This is a genomic window from Ochrobactrum sp. SFR4 (assembly GCF_019730395.1).
In the GTDB taxonomy this organism is placed as follows: Bacteria; Pseudomonadota; Alphaproteobacteria; order Rhizobiales; family Rhizobiaceae; genus Pseudochrobactrum.
Genome location: NZ_JAAPBB010000016.1, coordinates 13,885 through 37,057, shown reverse-complemented (window position 1 = coordinate 37,057; position 23,173 = coordinate 13,885). Strand labels below are relative to the sequence as shown.

28 protein-coding genes and 1 tRNA gene are annotated in these 23,173 nt (G+C 50.3%); 16 read left to right on the top strand and 13 right to left on the bottom strand.

The window, feature by feature from the left end; genetic code table 11:
• The first annotated feature begins 60 nt into the window (after positions 1-60).
• Positions 61-948, top strand: a complete 888-nt coding sequence (locus tag HBA93_RS15500) for a LysR family transcriptional regulator (RefSeq protein ID WP_221723838.1) — start codon at positions 61-63, stop codon at positions 946-948.
• A gap of 7 nt (positions 949-955) precedes the next feature.
• Here HBA93_RS15500 and HBA93_RS15495 read toward each other — a convergent pair whose 3' ends face one another.
• Complete coding sequence (locus HBA93_RS15495; protein WP_221723837.1) at positions 956-1,735, bottom strand: glycosyltransferase family 25 protein; 780 nt, start codon at positions 1,733-1,735, stop codon at positions 956-958.
• A 138-nt stretch (positions 1,736-1,873) separates the two neighbouring features.
• Positions 1,874-1,958, bottom strand: a tRNA-Leu gene (locus HBA93_RS15490).
• A 275-nt stretch (positions 1,959-2,233) separates the two neighbouring features.
• Between HBA93_RS15490 and HBA93_RS15485 the strand changes: the two genes are divergently transcribed.
• Positions 2,234-2,824 carry a YqaA family protein gene (locus tag HBA93_RS15485; protein WP_121994051.1) on the top strand — a complete coding sequence of 197 codons (591 nt, stop codon included), beginning with the start codon at positions 2,234-2,236 and terminating at the stop codon, positions 2,822-2,824.
• A 127-nt stretch (positions 2,825-2,951) separates the two neighbouring features.
• A complete protein-coding gene (locus HBA93_RS15480) occupies positions 2,952-3,479 on the top strand; it encodes a disulfide bond formation protein B (RefSeq protein WP_121994052.1) in 528 nt (175 codons plus the stop codon).
• A 29-nt stretch (positions 3,480-3,508) separates the two neighbouring features.
• Here HBA93_RS15480 and HBA93_RS15475 read toward each other — a convergent pair whose 3' ends face one another.
• Positions 3,509-4,066 carry an HNH endonuclease gene (locus tag HBA93_RS15475; protein WP_022711279.1) on the bottom strand — a complete coding sequence of 186 codons (558 nt, stop codon included), beginning with the start codon at positions 4,064-4,066 and terminating at the stop codon, positions 3,509-3,511.
• 521 nt (positions 4,067-4,587) lie between these two features.
• Between HBA93_RS15475 and HBA93_RS15470 the strand changes: the two genes are divergently transcribed.
• The 3 genes from HBA93_RS15470 (at position 4,588) to mbfA (ending at position 8,422) form a co-directional block, all read left to right on the top strand.
• Positions 4,588-6,771 (top strand): malate synthase G, encoded by a 2,184-nt coding sequence (locus tag HBA93_RS15470; protein ID WP_221723836.1) that lies wholly within the window; start codon positions 4,588-4,590, stop codon positions 6,769-6,771.
• An 80-nt stretch (positions 6,772-6,851) separates the two neighbouring features.
• A complete protein-coding gene (locus HBA93_RS15465) occupies positions 6,852-7,343 on the top strand; it encodes a GNAT family N-acetyltransferase (protein ID WP_221723835.1) in 492 nt (163 codons plus the stop codon).
• Positions 7,344-7,438: 95 nt separating this feature from the next.
• Complete coding sequence (mbfA, locus tag HBA93_RS15460) at positions 7,439-8,422, top strand: iron exporter MbfA (protein ID WP_221723834.1); 984 nt, start codon at positions 7,439-7,441, stop codon at positions 8,420-8,422.
• Positions 8,423-8,471: 49 nt separating this feature from the next.
• Here the strand turns inward: mbfA and HBA93_RS15455 are convergent, their stop codons facing one another.
• Positions 8,472-9,296 carry a class II glutamine amidotransferase gene (locus tag HBA93_RS15455; protein ID WP_221723833.1) on the bottom strand — a complete coding sequence of 275 codons (825 nt, stop codon included), beginning with the start codon at positions 9,294-9,296 and terminating at the stop codon, positions 8,472-8,474.
• A gap of 96 nt (positions 9,297-9,392) precedes the next feature.
• Positions 9,393-9,611: a DUF6356 family protein gene (locus tag HBA93_RS15450; RefSeq protein ID WP_221723832.1), complete on the bottom strand. Its 219-nt coding sequence runs from the start codon at positions 9,609-9,611 to the stop codon at positions 9,393-9,395.
• A gap of 128 nt (positions 9,612-9,739) precedes the next feature.
• Here HBA93_RS15450 and HBA93_RS15445 point away from each other — a divergent pair, with 128 nt between their 5' ends.
• Together HBA93_RS15445 and dut are read left to right on the top strand one after the other, a co-directional pair.
• Positions 9,740-10,216 carry an Lrp/AsnC family transcriptional regulator gene (locus HBA93_RS15445; protein ID WP_075657370.1) on the top strand — a complete coding sequence of 159 codons (477 nt, stop codon included), beginning with the start codon at positions 9,740-9,742 and terminating at the stop codon, positions 10,214-10,216.
• Positions 10,217-10,423: 207 nt separating this feature from the next.
• Positions 10,424-10,906: a dUTP diphosphatase gene (gene dut, locus HBA93_RS15440; RefSeq protein WP_121994058.1), complete on the top strand. Its 483-nt coding sequence runs from the start codon at positions 10,424-10,426 to the stop codon at positions 10,904-10,906.
• Between the two features lie 68 nt (positions 10,907-10,974).
• On the opposite strand, the gene HBA93_RS15435 is transcribed toward dut, so the two are convergent.
• Genes HBA93_RS15435 through exbB form a run of 3 tightly spaced genes read right to left on the bottom strand, consistent with a single transcriptional unit; the run spans position 10,975 to position 13,550 of the window.
• Positions 10,975-11,865: an energy transducer TonB gene (locus HBA93_RS15435; protein WP_221723853.1), complete on the bottom strand. Its 891-nt coding sequence runs from the start codon at positions 11,863-11,865 to the stop codon at positions 10,975-10,977.
• A gap of 42 nt (positions 11,866-11,907) precedes the next feature.
• Positions 11,908-12,426: a TonB system transport protein ExbD gene (exbD, locus tag HBA93_RS15430; RefSeq protein ID WP_121994059.1), complete on the bottom strand. Its 519-nt coding sequence runs from the start codon at positions 12,424-12,426 to the stop codon at positions 11,908-11,910.
• 5 nt (positions 12,427-12,431) lie between these two features.
• Positions 12,432-13,550 carry a tonB-system energizer ExbB gene (gene exbB, locus HBA93_RS15425; protein WP_221723852.1) on the bottom strand — a complete coding sequence of 373 codons (1,119 nt, stop codon included), beginning with the start codon at positions 13,548-13,550 and terminating at the stop codon, positions 12,432-12,434.
• Positions 13,551-14,169: 619 nt separating this feature from the next.
• On the opposite strand from exbB, the gene HBA93_RS15420 reads away from it, so the two are divergent.
• The 4 genes from HBA93_RS15420 to HBA93_RS15405 all read left to right on the top strand — a co-directional run bounded on the left by HBA93_RS15420 (position 14,170) and on the right by HBA93_RS15405 (position 15,766).
• The gene (locus HBA93_RS15420) at positions 14,170-14,328 is read left to right on the top strand and encodes a hypothetical protein (protein ID WP_162994574.1); all 159 of its coding nucleotides are present in this window, start codon (positions 14,170-14,172) and stop codon (positions 14,326-14,328) included.
• A gap of 323 nt (positions 14,329-14,651) precedes the next feature.
• Positions 14,652-14,981 carry an ElaB/YgaM/YqjD family protein gene (locus HBA93_RS15415; RefSeq protein WP_163026090.1) on the top strand — a complete coding sequence of 110 codons (330 nt, stop codon included), beginning with the start codon at positions 14,652-14,654 and terminating at the stop codon, positions 14,979-14,981.
• A gap of 1 nt (position 14,982) precedes the next feature.
• On the top strand, positions 14,983-15,441 hold the full coding sequence (locus HBA93_RS15410; RefSeq protein ID WP_122092591.1) for a hypothetical protein: 459 nt from the start codon (positions 14,983-14,985) through the stop codon (positions 15,439-15,441).
• 88 nt (positions 15,442-15,529) lie between these two features.
• The gene (locus HBA93_RS15405) at positions 15,530-15,766 is read left to right on the top strand and encodes a hypothetical protein (RefSeq protein ID WP_022711293.1); all 237 of its coding nucleotides are present in this window, start codon (positions 15,530-15,532) and stop codon (positions 15,764-15,766) included.
• A gap of 211 nt (positions 15,767-15,977) precedes the next feature.
• On the opposite strand, the gene HBA93_RS15400 is transcribed toward HBA93_RS15405, so the two are convergent.
• The 3 genes from HBA93_RS15400 to HBA93_RS15390 all read right to left on the bottom strand — a co-directional run bounded on the left by HBA93_RS15400 (position 15,978) and on the right by HBA93_RS15390 (position 17,715).
• Positions 15,978-16,883, bottom strand: coding sequence for a diacylglycerol/lipid kinase family protein (locus HBA93_RS15400; protein WP_221723831.1), 906 nt, complete (start codon positions 16,881-16,883; stop codon positions 15,978-15,980).
• Positions 16,884-16,945: 62 nt separating this feature from the next.
• Entirely contained in the window at positions 16,946-17,494 is a 549-nt protein-coding gene (locus tag HBA93_RS15395; RefSeq protein ID WP_022711295.1) for an RNA polymerase sigma factor, read from the bottom strand.
• 5 nt (positions 17,495-17,499) lie between these two features.
• Positions 17,500-17,715, bottom strand: coding sequence for a NepR family anti-sigma factor (locus HBA93_RS15390; protein WP_075657368.1), 216 nt, complete (start codon positions 17,713-17,715; stop codon positions 17,500-17,502).
• Between the two features lie 280 nt (positions 17,716-17,995).
• Here HBA93_RS15390 and HBA93_RS15385 point away from each other — a divergent pair, with 280 nt between their 5' ends.
• The 3 genes from HBA93_RS15385 to HBA93_RS15375 all read left to right on the top strand — a co-directional run bounded on the left by HBA93_RS15385 (position 17,996) and on the right by HBA93_RS15375 (position 20,315).
• Positions 17,996-18,793: a response regulator gene (locus HBA93_RS15385; RefSeq protein WP_075657367.1), complete on the top strand. Its 798-nt coding sequence runs from the start codon at positions 17,996-17,998 to the stop codon at positions 18,791-18,793.
• A gap of 148 nt (positions 18,794-18,941) precedes the next feature.
• Entirely contained in the window at positions 18,942-19,106 is a 165-nt protein-coding gene (locus HBA93_RS15380; protein ID WP_022711298.1) for a DUF1328 domain-containing protein, read from the top strand.
• Positions 19,107-19,232: 126 nt separating this feature from the next.
• Positions 19,233-20,315, top strand: a complete 1,083-nt coding sequence (locus HBA93_RS15375; protein WP_121994063.1) for a PAS domain-containing HWE histidine kinase family protein — start codon at positions 19,233-19,235, stop codon at positions 20,313-20,315.
• Positions 20,316-20,648: 333 nt separating this feature from the next.
• Here the strand turns inward: HBA93_RS15375 and HBA93_RS15370 are convergent, their stop codons facing one another.
• Both HBA93_RS15370 and HBA93_RS15365 read right to left on the bottom strand, forming a co-directional pair.
• Complete coding sequence (locus HBA93_RS15370; RefSeq protein WP_028233722.1) at positions 20,649-21,074, bottom strand: Fur family transcriptional regulator; 426 nt, start codon at positions 21,072-21,074, stop codon at positions 20,649-20,651.
• Positions 21,075-21,403: 329 nt separating this feature from the next.
• Positions 21,404-21,880 carry a hypothetical protein gene (locus HBA93_RS15365; protein WP_122092594.1) on the bottom strand — a complete coding sequence of 159 codons (477 nt, stop codon included), beginning with the start codon at positions 21,878-21,880 and terminating at the stop codon, positions 21,404-21,406.
• A 53-nt stretch (positions 21,881-21,933) separates the two neighbouring features.
• On the opposite strand from HBA93_RS15365, the gene HBA93_RS15360 reads away from it, so the two are divergent.
• Positions 21,934-22,947 carry an RluA family pseudouridine synthase gene (locus HBA93_RS15360; RefSeq protein ID WP_286201970.1) on the top strand — a complete coding sequence of 338 codons (1,014 nt, stop codon included), beginning with the start codon at positions 21,934-21,936 and terminating at the stop codon, positions 22,945-22,947.
• Positions 22,948-23,173: the final 226 nt, after the last annotated feature.

The window sequence follows — 23,173 nt, the reverse complement described above, 5'->3', positions numbered from 1 at the left end:
CTTGTTTTTCGAATATATTACCAACGAAAAGTTTTTAATCATTTCATAGTCAGGCAGGATATGGATCAGTTCAGTGCATTACGCCTCTTCCGCAAAACAGTTGAGCTGGGCAGTTTTGCCGAAACTGCACGCGCAAGCGGGCTGACTGCGGCAGCGGTCGGAAAAAGCATCGGTGAGCTTGAAGCCCATCTGAAAGTCCGGCTGTTCAACCGCACCACGCGACGCATGAGCCTGACAGAAGCCGGCACGCTCTATTATGAGCAGATTGCCCCGATCATCGAACAGCTTGAAGAGGCTGACCGCTCGCTGACACCGCATAATAATCAACCTTCCGGACTGTTGCGCGTGACTGCACCGTTGACCATGACGATTGTCAGCCTGTCCCGGTTCATACCGGAATTTTTAGAACGCTATCCCGATATCACACTGGAACTCAACCTCGATGACCGCCAGATTGATATTGTCAGGGAAGGTTATGATATCGCCGTCAAAGGCAGCGACAGTCTGAAAAATTCAAGTCTCATAAGCCGGCGGCTATCCACATTGCATCATGTGATTTGCGCAGCGCCTTCCTATTTCGAAAAGCACGGTAAGCCTAAGGAGCCGGCGGATCTGCGCCGCCACAACTGTATCCGCTACAGCCTGTCCGGACATGTCCATGAATGGGAATTCCGTAAAGGAGAGCGGACAGAGCGCATACCGGTGACCGGACGCTATATTGTTTCATCCAGTTTTGCTGTACGCGATGCTTTATGCGCCGGTTTCGGCCTCAGCCTGATCCCGCTCAGTTATGTGCAAAATGACCTTACGGAAGGCAGGCTGGTTACAGCACTGGACGACTGGCAGCAGATGGAAACCGGTATTTACGCCTTTTATCCGTCCCGCCGGTATCTGGCACCCAAGGTGCGGGTCTTTCTGGATTTCTTAAGCGAAAAGCTCGGAAATTGAAAACAAATCAGTCACGGGTAACCGGAATGCGTCCCCAGCGTTTCTTTGTGAAACAGTTGATATAAAGCCCCCACAGACCGGTTTTACTGCGGACAAACAACCGTTTCACTTCACGCTTCAGCCTTTGTATTTTGGCCGGCGGGCAATATTGCGAAGACCGCTCAGGGCCCAATGTGCTCTCCAGCCCCGCCTGCATGCAAATTGCAGGGCTGACCTGATAAACAGTCATTTGCGGGAAAAAACCACAGGATGGCGTAAAGAGAAGATGATCGATCGGTGAGGCCGCATCATTCATACGGCACAGTAATCTTCGCGCGCAATCGCGGGAAATAATATAACCGGCGGCAAGAATATGCTGGCTGCGCAATTGTGCTACCGTGTAGTGACCGGCAATTGTCACAACCGGCTTGTCAGTCAAAACTTTTTTGCCCTGAGTTTCAATTTTAATCAGCTCGGCATTGTCCGGAATCCAAGCTGTAGATTCGAAAAATTGCCTCGTATCTTTAGACAGGGTCACATCATCTTCAAAAATCGCAGCGAAACGATCTTCCCCCTGCGCAATAAGCTCCAGACACTTCCGGTGGCTCAGAAAACAACCGATTTCCGTTCTTGTCAGAGGCTCTTTCCAGGCCGGTATACGAATGATCGACGCTAATTCCTGATCGCTGAGATTTTTGCCGTCCACAGCCGCGACACGTTCAAAAGGAACAGACGCTTTGGCAAATTGCTCCTGCATGCGCATTAAGCGTTCGGGGCAACGATCCAGATTAATCAAATAGGCTTTCACAGCAATTTCCGCCTTAAAGAAGATGCTCTTTCGGTAGAATATGTCCGCATATCTTTCAAGAGATATTATGTATATTTTACTCAAGTTTAAAGGCAAAAAAATGAAAGCACGTTGCGGCTAAATTTTGTCTGGAAAAAGTGGTGCGGGTGGTCGGAATCGAACCGACACTCCTTTCGGAACCGGATTTTGAGTCCGGCGCGTCTACCAGTTCCACCACACCCGCACATTCGCAGGCACTTCATAATCAAAGCGCTGCACTGGTGCGCCGAAATATAGTGAGAACCACCTTCCCGTCAACTGCAAAACCTGTTTGTTTCAAGATTATTTCAACAAATTTTACCTACACAGAAAATCCAGCCTTTTCTCACGGGCTGTAAAACCATTCATAACGGTTTTCAGTACACATTGCCCTGCAAAGTTTTTCGTTTTACACACAACATCAAAATTTCGCATGGCTTTTGCCTGTACAAACATTGCTGAGAACCGACAGAGGCCATCATGCTGCGCAAACTCTACGACTGGACCATTTCCCTTGCTGCGCGCAAATCCGCAGCTGCATGGCTGGCAGTCATCGCTTTTCTTGAAAGCTCGGTCTTTCTGATTCCCGCTGATGTCCTGTTCGTACCGATGGGCATCGCCCGCCCTAAAAAAGTCTGGCATTATGCACTGATTGCCACTGTCATGTCTGTGCTCGGCGGGATTCTTGGCTGGTATATCGGCCACTACGCCTATGAAACAGTCGCAAAACCGGTCCTGCATTTTTACGGCAAGCTCGACACATTCGAAGCCATGCGTGGCAGCACCAGCGCCGATATGATTCTGCTGTTGCTCATCACTTCCGGCTTGTCACATCTGCCACCGATGAAAGTTGTAACCATTCTCTCCGGTGCAGCAGGCGTTAATATCTGGTTGTTTATCCTGTCAGCGATTATTACCCGCGGCGCACGTTTTCTGCTGCTGGCATGGCTGTTGCAGCGCTTTGGTGAACCGATCCGTAACTTTATTGAAAAGCGTCTCGGATTGATCGCAGCCACCGTTGCTGTCATCTTGATTCTGCTATTTATAGCCGTCAAATATCTTCACGCCTAAAGCATGTCGCAGCTCAATGGTTTCATTAAATGCGACACGCTCCAGAAAAGCATCAGACAGCCATGTTTATGCCATAAGGCCATGGCTGAGCTGGGTTTAAACTGATTTTTGCAACAAGGATTTTCCTGTGTCTTCAACCGGTACTGCTCAGACAACCCGTTCGCAACATACGCTTATTTCAGCCTTTCTTGCGGTGAGCATGGCCGGTGTCGTGGGTTCTGCCCTCGCGTTTCAATATATTGGCGGTTATCTGCCGTGCAAATTATGTCTTGAAGAACGCATCCCTTATTATATCGGCGTACCGCTGATGCTTCTCAGCGCGTTACTGACAGCACTTGGAAAATCAGAAAAACTGACACGTCTTTTCCTGCTGATCGCCGGATTACTGATGACCTATGGCCTGATTCTTTCTGTCTATCATTCGGGCGTGGAATGGAAATTCTGGGCAGGTCCTGCCGATTGCGCAACCGGTGCCGTATCCATCACCACCAGCGCAGGCAATCTGCTTGGTGATCTGAATGCGGTCAAACCGGCCGCCTGCGATGTTGCAGCCGGACGTTTCCTCGGTATTTCCTTTGCAGGCTGGAACGGCGTTGCTTCGCTGATTCTCGCCATCATTGCTTTTTACGGTGCATCACTCAAAACCCGCAAATAAGACAATAAAAAAGAACCGGAGCTGTATCTTTACGGCTCCAGTTCCACATCCCAGTACAAATAATCCATCCAGCTTTCATGCAAATGGTTCGGCGGAAACCGCCTGCCATTTTTATGCAAATCAAAAACACTCGGCATATAGGGTTTTTGGCGCGGCCACATTTGTGCTTTTGCCGGCATCATACCGCCTTTGCGCAAATTACAGGGAGAGCAGGCAGCGACCACATTTTCCCAGGTTGTTTCGCCGCCGCTGCATCGTGGGATGACATGGTCAAATGTCAGCTCATGATGTGCGCCGCAATACTGGCACTCAAAACGATCCCGCAGAAACAGATTAAACCGTGTAAACGCCGGATAAGTCGGCGGAGCAACATAGGTTTTAAGACTGATAACACTTGGCAACCGCATGGAAAAAGTCGGAGAGCTGACCTCCGCATCATATTCCGCAACAATATTTACACGCTCAAGAAAAACCGCTTTGATCGCATCCTGCCACGACCAGAGTGATAAAGGATAATAGCTGAGCGGACGAAAATCCGCGTTCAGAACCAATGCCGGCAATTTGCCGGCAAATGCGGCAATGTTCAAGAAACACCTCCTTTGTGCATCTTGCAACACTGCGGTTCATGCGATTGCAAAACGCGGCTTCAAAGAGACAGAGTAAACACGCGGCTTACCCTGATTGCATTCCAATACCGTCTCTGCCAGCTATATTTTTAAGGCGCTTCACTCTTCAATGTACCTGACAGAATGATACGAGAAAAAAGAATGCTTTTACCGGTCATAATATGTAAGCAGGACATGTCAGTATTGTGAAGCCAGACTGTTTATCAGTCAATTTCTATTCATGCTTCCGATTGATAATCCTGCAACAAAAACAGCCATCCGCTTTCAGAATTCCATCTTTTGACGAGGAATTCTTACCAGACTGCACAAACAGCGTTTGATTATGCGTAATATCAGCTTTTAATATTGTAGACAATTATGTAAACATAATTTGACAGCTTTGACAAAACAAAGCAGTAACAATGCTTGTCCATTGCGTCTCGTTCAGATTAAGCTGCGCAGGACAGGCCGGTTAACACCAAAATCAGACAGGGAGCCGAGTGATGAGTGGTCGTATTGAACATGCGGGTTTGCAGGTAGATCAGGAACTGAGCAATTTCCTGGCAAAGGAAGTTTTGCCGGAAACCGGCATTGCGGCAGATGCCTTCTGGAGCGGACTTGCCGGCATGGTCAAAGAGCTTGCGCCTCGTAACAAAGCCCTGCTTGCAACGCGTGATGATATTCAGGCCAAACTCGACACATGGTATAAAGCCAACCGCAATTACACGATGGCAGATTATCAGGCCTATTTGCGCGAAATCGGTTATCTCCTGCCGGAAGGTGAAGATTTTCAGGTCACCACTGCCAATGTAGACAGTGAAATTACCAGTCTTGCAGGCCCGCAGCTTGTTGTACCTGTCATGAACGCCCGCTATGCACTCAATGCTGCCAATGCACGCTGGGGTTCGCTCTATGATGCACTTTACGGCACAGATGCTATCAGCGAAGACAATGGCGCTGAAAAAGGCAAAGCCTACAATCCTGTGCGCGGTGCAAAAGTTATTGCATGGGCAAAAGCATTCCTTGATGAAGCCACCCCGCTGAGCGATGGCCGCTGGGATGAAGTTACCGGTTTCTCTGTCACCAATGGCCAGCTTATTCTTGCACTCGGCAATGGAAAAACGACATCTCTGAAAACTGGTCAAGCTTTTGCAGGCTATCAGGGCGATGCATCTGCCCCTTCCCTCGTACTTCTGAAGAATAACGGGTTGCATATCGAAATCCGCTGCGATGCCGCTCATGTCATCGGCAAGACCGATCCGGCACATATCGCCGATATCACACTGGAATCTGCGCTCAGCACCATTCAGGATTGCGAGGATTCGGTCGCAGCGGTTGACGCTGCCGATAAGGTTTTGGCCTACCGCAATATTCTCGGCCTGTTTAAAGGCACTTTGTCGGAGAACTTTGACAAGGGCGGTAAAACCATTACCCGCAAGCTCAATGCCAACCGTAGCTATACTGCCCCTGACGGCTCTACCCTCACCTTGCCTGGCCGCTCAATCCTGCTGATCCGCAATGTCGGCCACCTTATGACCAATCCGGCTATTCTGGACAGCGAGGGCAATGAAATTCCGGAAGGCATTCTTGATGCAGCTTTCACCGCTGTTATCGCCCTGCATGATATCGGCACACAGGACGGCAAACTCAAAGGCACGCATCTCAATTCCCGTACCGGTTCGGTCTATATTGTGAAGCCGAAAATGCACGGGCCGGAAGAAGTGGCCTTTGCCGCAGAAATCTTCGCCCGCGCTGAAGCATTGGCAGGCCTCAAACCAAATACGCTGAAAATGGGTATTATGGATGAAGAACGCCGCATGACGGTGAACCTCAAAGAAGCCATTCGTGCCGCCAAAGAACGTGTCTTCTTCATCAATACCGGTTTTCTCGACCGTACCGGCGATGAAATCCATACTTCGATGGAAGCAGGCCCTGTTATCCGCAAAGGCGAGATGAAGCAGGCGGCATGGATTGCGGCATATGAAAACTGGAATGTCGATACCGGCCTTGCCTGCGGACTGATAGGCCATGCACAGATCGGCAAGGGCATGTGGGCGATGCCGGATCTGATGGCTGCAATGCTGGAGCAGAAAATTGCTCATCCGAAAGCCGGTGCCAATACCGCATGGGTGCCGTCCCCGACGGCGGCTACGCTCCACGCCACGCATTATCACAAGATTGACGTGGCAGCGGTTCAGAACCAGCTCAAGTCGCGCACAAAAGCCAAGCTTGAAGATATTCTGACGGTTCCTGTCGCCCGTGACACCAATTGGGCGCCTGCAGACGTACAGGCAGAAATCGATAATAACGCGCAGGGTATTCTGGGCTATGTGGTGCGTTGGATTGATCAGGGCGTCGGCTGCTCCAAAGTGCCGGACATCAACAATGTCGGCCTGATGGAAGACCGTGCAACCTTGCGTATTTCCGCTCAGCATATCGCCAACTGGCTGCATCATGGCATTGTCAGCGAAGCGCAGGTGATGGAAACCATGAAGCGTATGGCCGCTGTTGTGGATGCCCAGAATGCGGATGATGCAGCCTATTTACCGATGGCAAAAGACTTCAATGCATCTATTGCATTTCAGGCTGCCTGTGAGCTGGTATTTAAAGGTCGTGAACAGCCAAACGGTTATACCGAACCGGTACTCCATGCCCGCCGCTTGCAATTTAAATCTGCACAGAAATAAATTCTTGACGCTTTTAATAAGCGGCATAAAAGTGGCGGACAGGAACAATCCTGCCCGCCATTTCCATATGAAGGCCGAACATGCTGACCATACGGCACGCTGACACGACCCACCTGCCTGCAATCCTTGATATTTATAATGATGCGATTTCCAATACGACGGCCGTTTTCATTAGCCAAAAGGTCAATTTGCAAAACCGTGCGGAATGGCTGGCATCGCGCCAAAGCGCGGGTTTTCCGGTACTTGTGCTGACAGAGGGGGACGAATTGCTCGGCTATGCCAGCTACGGCGCCTTCCGCGCTTTCGAATGTTATAAACACACGGCAGAGCTATCAATCTATATCGCCGGCCATGCACGCGGCAAAGGTGCCGGCGACAAGCTGATGCGCGCCTTGCTGGAACATGCAGCCGGCAATAATATCCATGTCCTTCTTGGCGCTATTGAAGCGCAGAATACTGCTTCTCTTCGTCTGCATGAAAAACACGGCTTCACCCAAACAGGTCTGCTCCTGCAGGTCGGTCGCAAATTTGACCGCTGGCTTGATCTGGTGCTGATGCAACACATTCTCTGAATGAAGTACCAGCCTGTGCAAGTGCTGCAAAAGGAGCTTGATTTTAGAATCATTCTAAATTAATTAATTTAGAGTAATTCTAAAAAGGAACACCTATGTTCTCTTCCCTCTTCACCTCATCACGCCGGTCTTTTGACAGTCTCTCAGAGCAGGAAATATTGGCGCTTGCCATATCCTCTGAGGAAGATGATGCTCGCATCTATCTCAGCTATGCAGACGGATTGCGTGAGGCTTACCCGCAATCGGCGAAAATTTTTGAGGCAATGGCTGAGGAAGAGCACAATCATCGTTCCCGTCTGATTGTGCTGCATCAACAGCGTTTTGGTAACAACATTCCGCTTATCCGCCGTGAACATGTGCGCGGATATTATGAGCGCAAGCCCGACTGGCTGGTGCGTCCGCTCGGCATCGATAAAGTGCGCAATATGGCCGCGCAAATGGAAGAACAGGCTGCACGTTTCTACGAGCAGGCCGCCATGCGTGTGTCCGATGCGGCAACACGTAAATTGCTGGGTGATCTGGCGCTGGAAGAAAAGCATCATGAACAGCGCGCCCATCATCTGGAAGAGAGGCTGACACCGGATGATGTGCAGGATGAAGAACGTGCCGGTGAACGCAAACAACTGATCCTGACCTATATTCAGCCCGGCCTTGCAGGCCTGATGGATGGTTCGGTTTCAACGCTGGCGCCGATTTTCGCTGCCGCGTTCGCCACGCAGGATACATGGCAGACTTTTCTTGTGGGCTTGTCGGCTTCCGTAGGTGCCGGTATCTCCATGGGCTTCACAGAAGCTGCTCATGATGACGGCAAGCTCTCAGGCCGTGGCTCACCGGTCAAGCGTGGTCTTGCCAGCGGTATTATGACCACGCTTGGTGGTCTTGGTCATGCCCTGCCTTACCTGATCTCCGATTTCTGGACAGCGACCGGCATTGCTGTCATCATTGTGTTCATCGAACTCTGGGCGATTGCCTATATTCAGAACCGCTTCATGGAAACGCCGTTCATGCGTGCAGCCTTTCAGGTCGTCCTCGGCGGTGCACTGGTACTCGCAGCCGGCATTCTGATCGGTAATGCATAAAGAGGGAAATTAGAGCGCCGTGTGCCGGATTTGGCACACGAAGGTCGCTCTAACCTGCCACAACAGCAAGTGTTGCGGCAGGCTTAACTACAGACTGTTCGTCCATAAACGGCTCAATGCAGATATGATTGGGCTTGTTAATAGTCACAAAACTGTTGCGCGGCACTGCCATCCAATTTTCCGCAACACCGTCCAGCGGCTCAGACACAACACATATTCCCGTAGAGGATGCCATCTTGGCGGTGTAAAGCGTTGGTGCATAAGTATCGCTGGCATAGCGCACTGCAAACAGGGAATGACCATCTGAAAATGCTGCTGTCAGCCGGATAAAAGGCGGTACTTTCACGGCCTCAGCAGTATCATAAATCACTTCGACCGTGCGTGTCAGAGCACGTAGCGGATCATTATCCAACCCGAAATGCAGCATCAGCAGGAAGAAAAGTTCTGAATCAGTCGAACCCGATTTGTGGCTGTAAAGCGCATCCGGCAGCAAACTTTCCAGCGGGCGGCGCAGACGGTCAAAGCTACCGATCTGACCATTATGCATAAAGCTCCAGCGCTGAAACACGAACGGATGGCAATTTGCACGGCTGGTTTCACCACCGGTGGAGGCACGTACATGCGCCAGAAACAGACGTGAATTAATCTGGCGTGCAAGACTGCGCAAATTCTGGTCAGACCATGCAGGCAGAAGGTCGCGATATAATCCCGGCTCCTCGCGTGTACCGTACCACGCCACGCCAAAGCCATCGCCATTGGTCGCGGTTTTCGCTTCAGTCGCATGATGGCTTTGCGCGATCAGCGAATGACAAGGCGCGGTGATAATATCCTCAAGATACAGATCAGATCCGAAATATGCAGCCCAGCGGCACATGAAAACACACTCTGACTAGTGAGCGAAAGACCGGAACCCGCCGTTATTTATAGCCGGTTACAACAGTGATCTTCCGCCACTATAGTTAACAATTCACTATTCAGCCGCGCGCTTATGCGTTTTGGCATAAAGCTTCGCGACAATAGTGCTGGCTGTTTTGTCGAATAAAAATGGCAAAATTGCATGGATCAGAGCTGCAAAAGCAGCTGCAAAAAGCGTGAATGAAAATTTAGAAGCAAAAGCCATATGCTCCAAATAGGTTTCGTTGACCGATGCCGGATGTTCCGTAAACAGACGTGAAATTTTGGTTTGCATGAGTTTCCCCGTTATCAATTTTCAAATCAGCAAGATAGGTTTCTGATTTAAAATACTAACACCGTCAAACGCACATTTTATCTCAAAAAATCCTTGATAATATAAATCTTTGGGACAATTATCCCTATATGGCACATAATATAGACGAAACAGACCGCCGCATCCTTCAGGAATTACAGAAAGATGCCACTCTATCGGTAGACGCGCTTTCCGCCCGTATCCACCTGTCGCGCAATGCATGCTGGCGGCGGCTGAAACGGTTGGAAGATGACGGCATTCTCAAAGGCCGTGTTGCAATCGTTGATGCCGACAAGCTCGGCCTTGGCCTCACCGTTTTCATGCTGATCAGAACCAGTAATCATGATCCGAAATGGCTGGAACAATTTCGCGCGGCAGTCACATCGCTGACAGAGGTTGTCGGCGTTTATCGCATGAGCGGGGATCTTGATTATATTATCCGCGCCCGCATTGAAGATATGAAAGCCTATGACCGGCTCTATCAGAAACTCATCACCCGTGTTCCGCTGTCGGATGTCTCTGCTTCCTTTGTGATGGAAGAAATTAAGGACAGCACGGAAATCCCGCTTTTCGGTTACACACCATAAGAAAAGAGCGCTAAAGCGTATCCCGAAAAGTGCGAAGCGGTTTTTGGATAAGATACGCGTAAAACAAAGAGTTAGAGTGGTTCTACCGATGCAATATTAACCGGAACCGCTCTAATTATTTTTGAAATCAGCATACGGCTCTTTCAAAAAGACCCTCAATATGTTTAGTGCTCATTTTAAATCATATATTGCTGAAAAGGGTTTATCATGTCTGCCAATTCCCCTTCATCATCCAGCCGCCCGAAGCTCGGAATTGTCCGTCTTGAACATGCTGCAGGCCTTGATCTGCCAGCCTATGAAACAGCAGGCTCTGCTGGCGTTGATCTGCGTGCCGCCGTACCGGAAGACCGCCAGATCGTACTACTGCCGGGTCGCCGTACACTTGTGCCGACCGGCCTGATTTTTGAACTGGAAGAAGGTTATGAAGCGCAAATCCGCCCACGCTCCGGCCTGGCTTTCAAACATGGCATCACCTGCCTGAACACTCCGGGCACCATCGACAGCGATTACCGTGGCGAAGTCAAAGTCCTGCTGATCAATCTCGGTGATGATGATTTCCGCATCGAACGCGGCATGCGTATTGCACAGGCGGTGATTTCACCTGTTGTGCAGGTTGAAATTGAAGAACGGTCAGAAGTCGGTGAAACCGAGCGCGGTGCCGGTGGTTTTGGCTCAACCGGCCATAAATAAGAGTGCTGTAAAGCTGAAATTGAAAAGCCCCGCATGAAACTCATGCGGGGCTTTTTTATGCTGTTATATCAGTTGAATTTGAAAGGCACCTGAAACGGAATCCGTGCAGCTGCCATTGCCGGTGGCGGTGCCGGAACCGGTGAAGCCGCTTTCACGGCTGTCAAAGCAGCCTGATCCACTTGCGGATTTCCTGATGTTCCTGAGACACGGGCAGACAAAACATTGCCCCCTGCATCAATCACAAAAGCAATCTGCACAACACCTTTATCTCCGCGTCCAAGCTTGCGCTGTGCTGTGCGCTTCTTACGCTCAAGATGTGCCTGCACTTTTGACTGCCATTTTGCCGAACTGACGCCGGCAGATGCCGAACTCTGGCGATTGGCATTGGCCGCAACACGGGATGAATTCTGTGCATTAATCTGGGGAGCAGAAGCTGCCTGTGTCTGCTCAGCTTTCTGAGTTTTCTTGGCTTTTTCCTTAGGCTTCGGCTTTTCTTTAGGCTTTTCCTGCTTTGGTTCTTTCTTCTCGACCTTCGGTTTTTCAACAACCTTCGGCAAAACCACTTCAGGCTTCGGCGCTTCAATGATTTCCGGAACTTCTTCCTCTACCAGCTCAGCTTCGGCCACTTCCTGAGGCTCTTCAACAGGTTCTTCAGGCTTTACTTCTTCAACCTGCTCCACCGGCTTTTCCGGTTCGATTTCAGCTTCATCAGGATTTTGGGAGGCCTCGGCAGACGGTGCGATGGAATCTTCTTCCACTTCCGGTGCCTGAGGAACCGGATCAAGCTCCATCATAATCGCTGCAGGCGGTTCACCATCCGGCACCATTTCCGGTATCGATGCATGCAAAGCATAAGCACCGGCTGCATGCGCCATCAGCACAGCAGCACCGGCACCCAGCCAGCGCACCATGTCTTTCCAGAGACCGGATGACGGCTCAACAGCAGAACCGTTTTTCATACCCCGAACCGGCGGGTGATCGATCGGTAATTCCTTCACGTCTCACTCTCCTGCATTTTGGCCCGAAGTTTGGCTCGAGTTTTGAGCTTCAGGCTGACTTGCCGGTGCTCCCGCCGCAGGTGCACCGGTTGCATCACCCGCACCAAGCGTCTCCAGGCCGACCAGCGCGATTTTGAGATAACCTGCCTCACGCAGCAGGTTCATAACATTCATCAGCTCGCCATAGCCGACAGTCTTGTCTGCACGGAGGAAAATACGCGTGTCTTTATTGCCTGCCGCCAGACGATCCAGTGTCGGCGCCAGCAAATCACGATTAACTGCATCATTGCCAAGGCTGAGGCTCAGATCTTCCTTCAGCGTCAGATAAACCGGCTTGTCAGGGCGTGGCTGCGGCGTAGCACTGGCCGCCGGCAGATCAACATTAATATCAACAGTTGCCAGAGGCGCTGCCACCATGAAGATAATCAGAAGCACCAGCATCACGTCGATAAACGGCGTTACGTTGATTTCATGGCTTTCCTGCAGTTCATCACCGGCATCTTCACGCAAACGGCTGCCCATATTCTTTACTCCGCTGCTTTCGTGACCGGAACAGTCTGAGCCGCATTCTGACGGGCTGCCTGTTTCTGCACGATGTCACGGGCTGCGCGCATATCCAGATCGCGGCTGACAAGACGCTCAACACCGGCGCTCACATCGGCCAGCAGATGGCGGTAGGCGGTCACCGAACGGGCAAACATATTATAAATAATTACTGCCGGAATAGCGGCGACAAGACCGATAGCTGTTGCCAGAAGCGCCTCGGCAATACCCGGCGCCACAACGGCAAGATTGGTGGTCTGCGCTTCGGAAATACCGATAAAGGAATTCATAATCCCCCATACGGTACCGAACAGACCGACAAATGGCGCAACAGAACCAATCGTCGCGAGAATACCGGTACCTTTGGCAAGGCGGCGTCCTGCACCGGCTTCAATGCGGCTGAGACGGGAAGCAACGCGTTCTTTCAGTCCTTCCCCGCCGACATAAGCGGCAGCAGATGCAGATTGTGTCACTTCTTCCTGTGCAGCGCGGACAAGATGAGCACCAGGGCCACGGGTTTTATCCAGTGCCTGCACCGCAGAAGTCAGATTTTCCGCATGAGATACTTCTTTCAAGGCGCGGCGGGCGCGGCTGCGGGCACCGGTAATTTCCAGTGTCTTGGCAAGCCAGACTGTCCATGTGGCCAATGATGCAATCGCCAGACCAATCATAACAGCTTTAACAACCCAGTCAGCAGCCATGAACATGCCCCAAGGGGACAAATCATGCGGAATCTGCAAGCCGTTATCAGCGGTGCGAACCGGCGTGGCAGCCTGAGACTGACCGGCTTCCGGTGCAATACTGACCGGCTGACCGGCAGGTTCTGTTTGCGCAGGCGTTACTGCAGACGGCGCGGACTGGGAGGATTGAGCTGCCGGATTTACCGGAGCAGAATTTGTCGCTGCCGGAGCAGCAGTGCCAGTGGCCGGCTGCGTGGCAGCAGGCTCATTGACAGGAGAAGATGTGGCCGGAGCTGATGTCGGTGTCTGTGCCGCTGGCGCTACAGGCGCTGCAGCAGGAGCGGATGGGGCTGCCTGAGGCGTCGATTGTGTTTCCGGAGAGGTTTGCGGGGCAGCTTGCTGTGACTGTGCTTCCTGCGCCATAACCGGCGCTGAAAGTGTCAGCACATTACCACCCGCCAGAAATGCGGAGAGAATAAAAGCTGACAATCCTGTCTTGAATGATATTGCTGCCTTGGACACTGTCTTAACCACCGCGACGACCTCACTGCATTTCATTATCAGGGACAGCCGGCCTGTATTATTTCCAGCCTGTACAGGATCAACCTGCTCCACATATGTGCGGATGTGCTGCATCAACCAGCAACTGCCTTTTTCGGGTTATGCAATACAACCATCAAACATGACTTCGCAAGTCATGTTTTAAAAAAACCCGTCATTCTGCTGTTATTTGACCGGAAAGCGGAAGTTATTCACCAAAACAAACGGATGTTTTACGAATTTTATCGCTGTCGCAAGAAATTCTCACACCCTCAATGCAATTCCGGCAGCTCCGGTGAGTCGCAGCTTCAGGTTACGCAGGCACTATAACGGCAAAACCATAATATGACAATTTGAAACAAGTTTGAACTCAAACCGGACAATCGGGGGAATATTAAGATCCTGACAAGGAACAATCATAAACCTGACGCATTAAAGCCGCATAATGCAGTGCATACCGTTATTGACTGACACCAATATCATCATGCTCCGGAGACAGTAGATGTTGCACAAAGACATGCAAACCATTGAAACTGCCGCCCGTACCGCAATTGCGGGATCTTATGAACCGGAACAACAGGAAAACGCGGTCTTACGTACCGGTTTTTATGTGACAGCCGGTTGTATTCTGATTGCAGCTCTCATTCTCATGATTGCCTGACACTTCTGTACCTTCTCTCAGATTTCCAACACAGGTTATGCTCAGCATATGCCTGCAATCTGACTTGCTGAGTATCACGCAGATGCCCGCTTCTCGCGCACGCATCCGCCTGTCTGTTTCTGCATGAGCTGAATTTGGAAACTGCGGCAATTAACCTTGGCAATCGAATGTCTTCCGCACCGGCAACTGCTCTCTGGCGATGAATGCACGGAACCATTACGTTAAAGCCACGTTATATTTCTGAACCCAGACAACATTACAGAGCAGTTTCAAAGAAAATGAAATTGCTTTGTAATTTGAAATTTCAGCTTCCGGAGGCATCCATGGCTCGTGATACCAAAAACGTAAATGACATTCAGGACGACAGCACAGCAGAATTGCAGGCACAGATTGCCCAGCTTAAAGAGGATATTGCATCTATCGCCGCGACCCTGACAGAAATGGGCTCACGAAAAATCAATCAGGCCAGACAAGATGCATCCGATGCCTATCAGGATATTTATGAACAGGGCGAAGATGCTCTGAGCTCCCTTAAGGACAGTGCCTGCTCCCTTGAGCAACAGGTCACCGATTATGTTCAGGAACGTCCGGTCACATCGATTGCTCTGGCTGCCGCGTTCGGTTATCTTTTCGCAGCGCTGACACGGCGCTGATATGCTGAAATTGTTCACACCGGTCATTTCAGCCATTATCGGCAGCGAAGTGCAAGCCGCAACGCAGCGTGCCAAACGCAGTGCCATTCTCTATGCGATTATGGCTGTGGCATTGCTCACAGGTGCGTTCTTTCTGCTGCTCGCAGTCTTTTTCATTCTCATGATGAAATATGGCCTGATTTTCGCAGCTCTGATTATCACAACCGGCTGTGTGGCGCTGGCGATCATTGCCTATATCGTCAACCGCGTAATGGATAAGGCCGAGAAACGTCGCCTTGAAGAAAGACGGGCTGCTATTGACACCAATGCAGCGCTCACAGCAGCAGCAGTTGCCGCCGTACCGACTTTACTCAGGAAACCGCTTTTAACTTTAGCAGTACCGCTTGCAGGGCTGATTGCAGTGACATTGCTGTCGCGGGACAAAAAATCCGGCAATAAAAAGCAGGATCAGGGCGGATAAGTTCCGCCCCCTTCCTCCGCAGTGTTAGGGCCGCAGTGTTCAGGTCAAAGAGTTCAGTTCGCAAAGCCAAACCCTAAGGAGACCATTGATGACCAGTTCTACAAAAGCACAGCTTAATGAGATCCTCGCAGATATGTCCCTCACCAATCTGGACAAATCTGCTGCTATTCTGAAACTTCAGGAAGATGCGCGCGATCTTCAGCGCGCCGCAACAGAAGGCGGCATGGATCCCGATGACGGGCTGAACAAGGATCTGCGGGAAATTGAGCTTGCACTGGAAACTCTGGGTGTCAGTTCAGATGAGACCGGCGCAGCAACGCTTTAGAGCCTTTCCGCCAGAGCATTTCACAGTCAAGTTGGATCAACTTGACGCCCGTGATAATGCGACCAAATAAAGAATCTAGAGCGAGCGCTATGATCCAATCTGGACGTAAACCGCTCCAGAGCATGTCGCGGATACGCTTTTGCTCCGGCTATAAACAACACTGCACAAAGCGATTTGTGCGGTGTTTTCATGAGTCCGCCAATCTGACCAGTCAGTTCTCACTCTGCGGCACCAATACGCGCAGTGCCGCCGGATGAATACGGATATCCAGTTCGGCCGGTAATGGCAGCAATTCTCCGTCAACAGACATATACTGATGCGCTTTATGATTCAGGATTTTCAGCTGAACTGAGCGGGCCTGATCTTCCTCTATCGCCAGATTGCTGCGCCATTGTCCGCGCGCAATATCCCAGAACAGCTTAAGCATGCCGCTGACAGGCAACGGCTTCGCCAGATAAAAACCGAGATGCCCTGTCTGCACATCCGGTGCGACGGGCAGAACGCTGTCTCCGTAAGGATTGTTCGATACGGCAAGGGCAGAATACACTCCTTTAACGGAACGCCCGTCAATATCTGCAACCGCTCTCACACGCGGCACATGGGTAATCAGCTGCCCCATAGCGCGGAAATTCGCCCAGATTTTCCCCAAACGCGAGGCATAGCTGTATTTTTCACGATATCTGACCAGCATCGGATGGAGACCTATCGCCACCTGATGCACAAAGGACTGGCCGTTACAGGTGCCGATATCAACATTTTCGGCACCGGCCTTTGCCAGTGCGTGAATGGCCTCAGTAACATTTTGCGGAATACTCAGTGAGCGGGCAAAGAGGTTCATCGTACCGGCTGGCAGCACACCCAAAATTTTATCATTCTGCCAGGCCAGTGCAGCTGCGGCAGAAATCGTGCCGTCGCCGCCACCGGCCAGAAGCACATCATAATCATGATTTTGTGCGGACTTTTCCAAAGCGGCAAGAATATCATCACCATCTGTCAGCACACAGGACAGTTCATGCCCCTCAGCAGCAAAAGCAGCACATGCGTCATCAATAAACGCATCAATATTCATCGTCCGCAAAGTACCGCTTTGACTGTTAAGAACAGCAATAATCTTCAAATAAATCTCCGCTCCGATTACAGATAATCAGCCGGTCACATTCTGACGATAATCAAATACGTTTAGAAAGAACGCATCGTCACTTGTGACGACGTATCATCGGGGCCGTAATCGGAATTGCCTTTGACATCGAGCAACTCCTGCAACCGGACACGCGCACGACTGACACGGCTCTTGATTGTACCGACAGCACATTCACAGATTTCCGCAGCTTCCTCATAGGAAAAACCGGAAGCACCGATCAGAATAATCGCTTCACGCTGATCGTCCGGCAATTCGTTCAGAGCCTTGCGAAAATCCTGCAAATCCAGCGATCCGTATTGAGACGGATGAACGGCCAGCCGCTCCGTATAAAGTCCGTCCGTATCCTGTATCTCACGGCCGCGCTTACGCATCTGGCTGTAAAATTCATTACGCAAAATCGTAAACAGCCAGGCTTTGATATTGGTGCCCATTTCGAAACTGTCGCGCTTGCCCCACGCTTTCATAATCGTATCCTGCACCAGATCATCAGCTTTATCCTGCTGACCTGATAAAGATACCGCGAAAGCCCGCAAGCCCGGCAAGGCCGCAAGCATCAGCCGCTTGAATTCGTCTCTCTCCTCCGCCATTCCTGTCAATTCCTTGAATGAGAAGCAGATTTACGTTCAGCCTGATCCAGTTTCTCCAAAAGATCAAGAAAACGGTCAGGAATAGTTTCATCCTGAATACTGGAATAAAGAGCACGCAACTTGGAACCGATCTCGGAATTGGGTCCCAGTTCATCGCCTTTATTCAAACTGCCTGCCTGCGAGCTGCCTTGCGCGGAATAATCGCGCGAAAATGAGGTCATAGCGTTGTCTTGATCCTGAAGCGGTTTCTTAGTGTTAGTCATCTCAGTCGTATTCCGGTTAATGCCACCAGGGCTCAGCTGCGGCCCCCGATGCGGGTTTGATGCGGCCTTGGTGCGACCCTGTTTCAAGCACTAAAACCCTGCCCGATTGAGACGCTGTATCCAAGTCATAATGCGGGCGTGAATAATTAGTTCCCAAACACAGGAACAATTTTTATAGTCAGCCGTTAGAACCATAAACAGGCTGCAATCATGTCAGCCCATATAAATGGAGCATTCAATGTCATTGTCCACGCGTATTGCACCACATTTGCCATATCTGCGCCGTTTCTCACGCGCCGTGACCGGCTCTCAATCAGCCGGAGATGCATATGTTGCGGCAATTCTCGAAACTCTGATCGATGATATTTCTGTATTTCCCGAGGCCTCATCTGATAAAATAGCGCTCTATCGTCTTTATTCCAGTATTTTCGACCGCACTTCTGTTGAAATTCCGGAAACCGACTCCCAGCATGCATGGGAAAAACGGGCAGCGAATAATCTGGCAATGCTGACACCGCGTTCGCGTCAGGCTTTTCTTCTGGTTTCAGTTGAAGGCTTTAACGAAAAAGAAGCCGCAGAGATCATGCAGGAAGATGAGGCCGGTTTTTCAGCTTTGCTGACAGAGGCCTCGGAGCAGATTTCCCGTCACGTTGCCACCCGCATTCTGATTATCGAGGACGAACCGCTGATTGCCATGGATATTGAGCAAATGGTGGAGACTCTTGGACATGAAGTTGTGGGCATTGCGCGCACACATCAGGAAGCCCTGACACTTTATAAGGCAGAGAAACCGTCAATGGTTTTGGCGGATATTCAGCTTGCAGACGGCAGTTCAGGCATCGATGCCGTCAACGATATTCTCAAAAGTGATACAATTCCGGTCATCTTTATCACTGCATTTCCCGAGCGTCTTCTCACAGGAGAACGTTCGGAACCGACCTTCCTTGTCACCAAACCGTTCAATCCGGATATGGTGAAGGCACTTATCAGTCAGGCTCTGTTCTTCGAGGAGGGTTCGCTGGCAAGAGCATCATAATCAGCAGAATAACGGGGAAACGGAACTGAAAGGCTTTAGCCGGAACCAAAACCCGCAACAGACGTTATTTTAACATGCAATGACCTTCAAAAATCTGGTCATTCCATAAGGCGGGCAATTCCTTGCCTGCCTGCAAGAGGAGGTTGACATGTTATATTATGCTGTTGTTTTTCTGATTATTGCCATTATTGCCGGTGCATTGGGCTTTGGTGGTATTGCCGGTGCATCAACAGGCATAGCGCAAATTCTGTTCTTTATTTTCCTCGGTTTACTGCTGCTGTCACTGATCGCCAGCATTATAAGGAAAGCATAAATGCTGCAAAGCAATCCGATCCGAAAACATCTGAACGGGACGCCGGCGATGCGTCCCGAACCTGTCTTGTGCGGAGCAGTTCTGTACCGCAGTTTTTGCCGGTTTTAAGTACAGAAAGCACAAACTATGGCTCCTACTTCGCCCGTTTCAGGATATAGCAGCGCCGCTCAGATCCGGTTGCGCTCTATGTTGCGAGCCATAAGAAACAGTAATGTTTCGGTTTTCTATCAGACCACGGATATGAATTATACTTGGGTGGAAAATCTGCCGGAGTTCTGGCTTTTGCCATGGCGTACGGGCATCAGCGAAAATGACCTGATGCCCAAAGACATAGCAGCCAGACTGACAACAGCCAAAGATCAGCTGCTTGCAACCGGTGATGCCCAACGTCTGGAAATTTCTTTTCCCGACAAGAAAAATCCCCGCTGGTACGAGTTCTTCATCGATTCAGATAAGGATGAAAGCGGAGAAACTATCGGCATTGTCACCACTGCTGTTGAAATAAGCGAGCTGAAACACCGCGAACAGGTTCTCAAAATATTGTTGCGCGAAGTCAGCCACCGCTCAAAAAATCTGCTGGCCATCATTCAGAGTATCGCCATGCAGACAGCACGGTTCTCCGGCTCGGTGGATCAGTTCTTGCAAAAATTCCGCGGCCGCCTCTATTCCCTTTCCAATTCGCAGGATCTGGTAACGGATTCCAACTGGCATGGTGCAGCCTTTCGGGAATTGCTGCATTCACAGCTGGAAAAATATATCCACCCCAAAGACCCGCGCCTGACAATTACCGGTAAAGATGTTTATCTTTTCCCCGGAGCCGCATTGCATGTTGGCCTTGCTTTCCACGAATTGATTGTCAATTCCGCTTCTTATGGGGCATTGGCCTGCGAAAACGGTAATCTGACAATTTCAGCAGAGCTGGAGCCTGACGGTGAAGGCGAGATGGATCTGATTATTCACTGGAAGGAAACAAGTCCTGCAACAGAAGACAATGTGTCAGGCCGCCCGCCGGATATATTATCTGCAGAAAACCATATCCGTGATGAAGCATCAGACCTTAAAATAAAATCCTATGAAACATCCCGCTTCGGCAGCGCAGTTTTACTGCGGATCGTTCCTCAGGCTGTTAGCGGTACTGCCTGCTACAGAATTGAAGACAAGAGCGTAGAATATTATCTGCGCATTCCCCACCGGAATTTTGATTTTTAAGCTCGCCGGAAATACCCTGCAGTTGAGAGATTGCGCAGTATTAAATCTGCTGCATCAGAGCGCCGGGCGCCCCGTTGGGCGCACAAAGCTCGCTCTAACACTTTAAAAACAGAGCATAATTTTCTTAGAATGAGATAAAAAATAGCGCGCTCCGGAACAGGAGCTCCGTGAGCGCGCGGACCGGGGATTAGGGGGCGTACCCGCGGTCGGTGAAAGGCCGAACTGTGAGGGGGCGGAAGGTCAGCCTTTCACAAAGTTCATAACGCCTGTCCTGGCAATAAGTTTCACATGAAACTGCATTATTTAAAAATAAATTTTGAAATGCGCAGGAATTTATTTTTTGAGCTTTCGCCCATAGAGTTCAAAACGATGGTGGATAATTTCATAACCCAGCGAGCGGGCTATTTCTTCCTGTAATTTTTCAATCATTTCCGAATGAAATTCAATCACATCACCGGTTTCCATATCAATGAGATGGTCGTGATGCTGATTGCCTGCCTGCTCGAAACGCGACGGCCCGCCGTCAAAGGCATGACGGTGAATAGCCCCCTGCTCTTCCAGCAGTTTCATGGTCCGGTAGACAGTCGATAATGAAATACTGTTATCCACTTCAACAGCCCGCTTGAAAATTTCCAGCGCATCCGGATGCCCGTCCGTCTGCGACAGGATATCCAGAATAACCCGTCTGGGGCGTGTAATCCGCACACCCGCATCACGAAGCTGTTTTTCATAATCATTTTTCATTATTAAAATCCCCATAGAACCTGACATTGTGCCTTAAACACACTGCCAAGCGCAATTGCGGGTGAAACACGCATAACTATGTCTGCACCATCAGCGGAACTGAACCGTGACGATTTCAGATGTCACTTTTACAAAACTTGTAACACTCGTCAAACCAGCCGGAATGAAGAATCTCTGATGTGCAACTTATAAATGAATATTGGTCAGGCAAAGCCCTGATCCGGCCAGACTGTTGTTGTGCAATAGTTTATCCCGCACTTATATGCCCGGTGAAAAATTTGCAGACAACAAAAAGCTCCGCACCGGTACTGACCGGATGCGGAGCTGCTCTGTCAAAAAGAAAACTATTCGAGATTACCGAGACGCATACGTCCGACAAAACGCGACTGGCGGTAGTCATAAATCATGATCTCGGTACCACCATCCGGCAGCAGGGTCTCAAGCGATACAAGATTCCCCGAAAGGCTCTGTGACAGGAGACGTGTCCCCGGAGCCAGTTCCAGCTGGGATTCAACCATTGGCAGTGACTCGGCAGTTTTGCCTTCGGCATTCTGCGCCTGAGCATCTGTTTTCGGAGCCTGACCAGGAATATCCGATTGAGCTGTTTCAGTTTCTGCTGTATCGGGAGCCTTGTTGATTTTATAGACAACTGCAGCCAGCACCGCCATAAGACCTATCACCATGATGGCGATTGATATAATCAGCAGGCGAACCATTTTACGACGCACACGTTCCATAGCCGGATCGAGTTGAGGCTCCTGATATGTCTGAGCAGCATATTGCTGCTGTTCCGGGTGCTCTTGATAATAGTGGTCCTGCATTAAGGTCTCCGATTATTGATATCGCGAGGCGTGATAACGAAGGGAAGAGACGATTGAAAGAGCTAATTGCCGACGCAAATGCCGCAGGGAAGCGGCTGGATCAGTGGCTTGCTTCTCAACTCACGCCTGATCTTTCACGAAATCGCATCCAATCACTCATAAGTGCCGGCCATGTACAGGTAGACAACCGGACTGTGAGTGAGCCTAAGCACAAATTGCGTGAAGGTTCAACGATTGTACTGCACATTCCGGAAGCCGAACCCGCTGAACCACAGCCGGAAGACATTCCTCTTGATCTCCTTTATGAAGATAATGACATAATTGTGGTCAACAAGCCTGCCGGACTGGTTGTACACCCGGGAAATGGCAACTGGACCGGAACTTTGGTTAACGCTTTGATACATCATTGCGGTGACAGCCTCTCCGGTATCGGCGGCGTCAAACGTCCTGGTATTGTTCACCGGCTCGATAAAGACACATCCGGCGTGCTGGTTATTGCCAAACATGACAAGGCGCACCAAAACCTGAGTGCACAATTTGCTGATCACGGACGTAACGGCATGCTGGAACGTGCCTATATGGCATTGGTCTGGGGTATGCCTGAGCGCCCGAGCGGTACCATCGATGCCCATCTTGGCCGTTCACATCGTGACCGCACCAAACAGGCAGTGGTGCGCGAAGACCGTGAAGACGCGCGCTATGCCATCACTCATTATACAATTGAAGAGCGTTTCGGTGAAAACAGCGATGCAACGGCACTCGCTTCTCTGGTCGAATGTCGTCTTGAAACCGGACGTACCCATCAGATCCGTGTGCATATGGCACATATCGGCCATCCGCTGATCGGCGACAATGAATATGGCGGCGCCTATAAAACCAAAGCAAACCGCCTGACCGATGAGCTGAAAGAAACAGTCAATAATTTCCACCGGCAGGCACTGCATGCACGGTTGCTGGCTTTTGAACATCCGATGACCGGTGAATTTATGGAATTCACGGCTGACATGCCGGAAGATATGCAGATTCTGCTCGAAGCCTTCCGCCATGGCGGTCTTAACGCGGATTAAAACCTGTCCGCCATATTAAATAATTGTAATAATCGGGAGCGACAGCATGTTTGCTCCCGATTGTTTTTCCCACACAGGCATTTCAGCGCAATAATATTATTTATTTTCAACATCTTAATTAAAACACGCCTTTAAATTATAATTCTGTAGTCATTTTGATAAAATTCTCGTGTTTTGTCACTTTGACCGTGTTTTCGCCTAAATTCTTCCTATATACTCACTTTAT

Excerpts from the sequence above, each read along its gene's own strand:
- HBA93_RS15375 (WP_121994063.1), top strand. The coding sequence starts at position 19,233 with ATGGCTCCTACTTCGCCCGTTTCAGGATATAGCAGCGCCGCTCAGATC.
- HBA93_RS15385 (WP_075657367.1), top strand. The coding sequence starts at position 17,996 with ATGTCATTGTCCACGCGTATTGCACCACATTTGCCATATCTGCGCCGT.
- dut (WP_121994058.1), top strand. The coding sequence starts at position 10,424 with ATGTCTGCCAATTCCCCTTCATCATCCAGCCGCCCGAAGCTCGGAATT.
- HBA93_RS15415 (WP_163026090.1), top strand. The coding sequence starts at position 14,652 with ATGGCTCGTGATACCAAAAACGTAAATGACATTCAGGACGACAGCACA.
- exbB (WP_221723852.1), bottom strand. The coding sequence starts at position 13,550 with ATGGCGCAGGAAGCACAGTCACAGCAAGCTGCCCCGCAAACCTCTCCG.
- HBA93_RS15405 (WP_022711293.1), top strand. The coding sequence starts at position 15,530 with ATGACCAGTTCTACAAAAGCACAGCTTAATGAGATCCTCGCAGATATG.
- HBA93_RS15390 (WP_075657368.1), bottom strand. The coding sequence starts at position 17,715 with ATGACCTCATTTTCGCGCGATTATTCCGCGCAAGGCAGCTCGCAGGCA.
- HBA93_RS15485 (WP_121994051.1), top strand. The coding sequence starts at position 2,234 with ATGCTGCGCAAACTCTACGACTGGACCATTTCCCTTGCTGCGCGCAAA.
- HBA93_RS15420 (WP_162994574.1), top strand. The coding sequence starts at position 14,170 with ATGTTGCACAAAGACATGCAAACCATTGAAACTGCCGCCCGTACCGCA.
- HBA93_RS15455 (WP_221723833.1), bottom strand. The coding sequence starts at position 9,296 with ATGTGCCGCTGGGCTGCATATTTCGGATCTGATCTGTATCTTGAGGAT.
- HBA93_RS15465 (WP_221723835.1), top strand. The coding sequence starts at position 6,852 with ATGCTGACCATACGGCACGCTGACACGACCCACCTGCCTGCAATCCTT.
- HBA93_RS15370 (WP_028233722.1), bottom strand. The coding sequence starts at position 21,074 with ATGGGGATTTTAATAATGAAAAATGATTATGAAAAACAGCTTCGTGAT.
- HBA93_RS15450 (WP_221723832.1), bottom strand. The coding sequence starts at position 9,611 with ATGCAAACCAAAATTTCACGTCTGTTTACGGAACATCCGGCATCGGTC.
- HBA93_RS15380 (WP_022711298.1), top strand. The coding sequence starts at position 18,942 with ATGTTATATTATGCTGTTGTTTTTCTGATTATTGCCATTATTGCCGGT.
- HBA93_RS15500 (WP_221723838.1), top strand. The coding sequence starts at position 61 with ATGGATCAGTTCAGTGCATTACGCCTCTTCCGCAAAACAGTTGAGCTG.
- HBA93_RS15410 (WP_122092591.1), top strand. The coding sequence starts at position 14,983 with ATGCTGAAATTGTTCACACCGGTCATTTCAGCCATTATCGGCAGCGAA.
- HBA93_RS15435 (WP_221723853.1), bottom strand. The coding sequence starts at position 11,865 with ATGAAAAACGGTTCTGCTGTTGAGCCGTCATCCGGTCTCTGGAAAGAC.
- mbfA (WP_221723834.1), top strand. The coding sequence starts at position 7,439 with ATGTTCTCTTCCCTCTTCACCTCATCACGCCGGTCTTTTGACAGTCTC.
- HBA93_RS15445 (WP_075657370.1), top strand. The coding sequence starts at position 9,740 with ATGGCACATAATATAGACGAAACAGACCGCCGCATCCTTCAGGAATTA.
- HBA93_RS15395 (WP_022711295.1), bottom strand. The coding sequence starts at position 17,494 with ATGGCGGAGGAGAGAGACGAATTCAAGCGGCTGATGCTTGCGGCCTTG.
- exbD (WP_121994059.1), bottom strand. The coding sequence starts at position 12,426 with ATGGGCAGCCGTTTGCGTGAAGATGCCGGTGATGAACTGCAGGAAAGC.
- HBA93_RS15470 (WP_221723836.1), top strand. The coding sequence starts at position 4,588 with ATGAGTGGTCGTATTGAACATGCGGGTTTGCAGGTAGATCAGGAACTG.
- HBA93_RS15365 (WP_122092594.1), bottom strand. The coding sequence starts at position 21,880 with ATGCAGGACCACTATTATCAAGAGCACCCGGAACAGCAGCAATATGCT.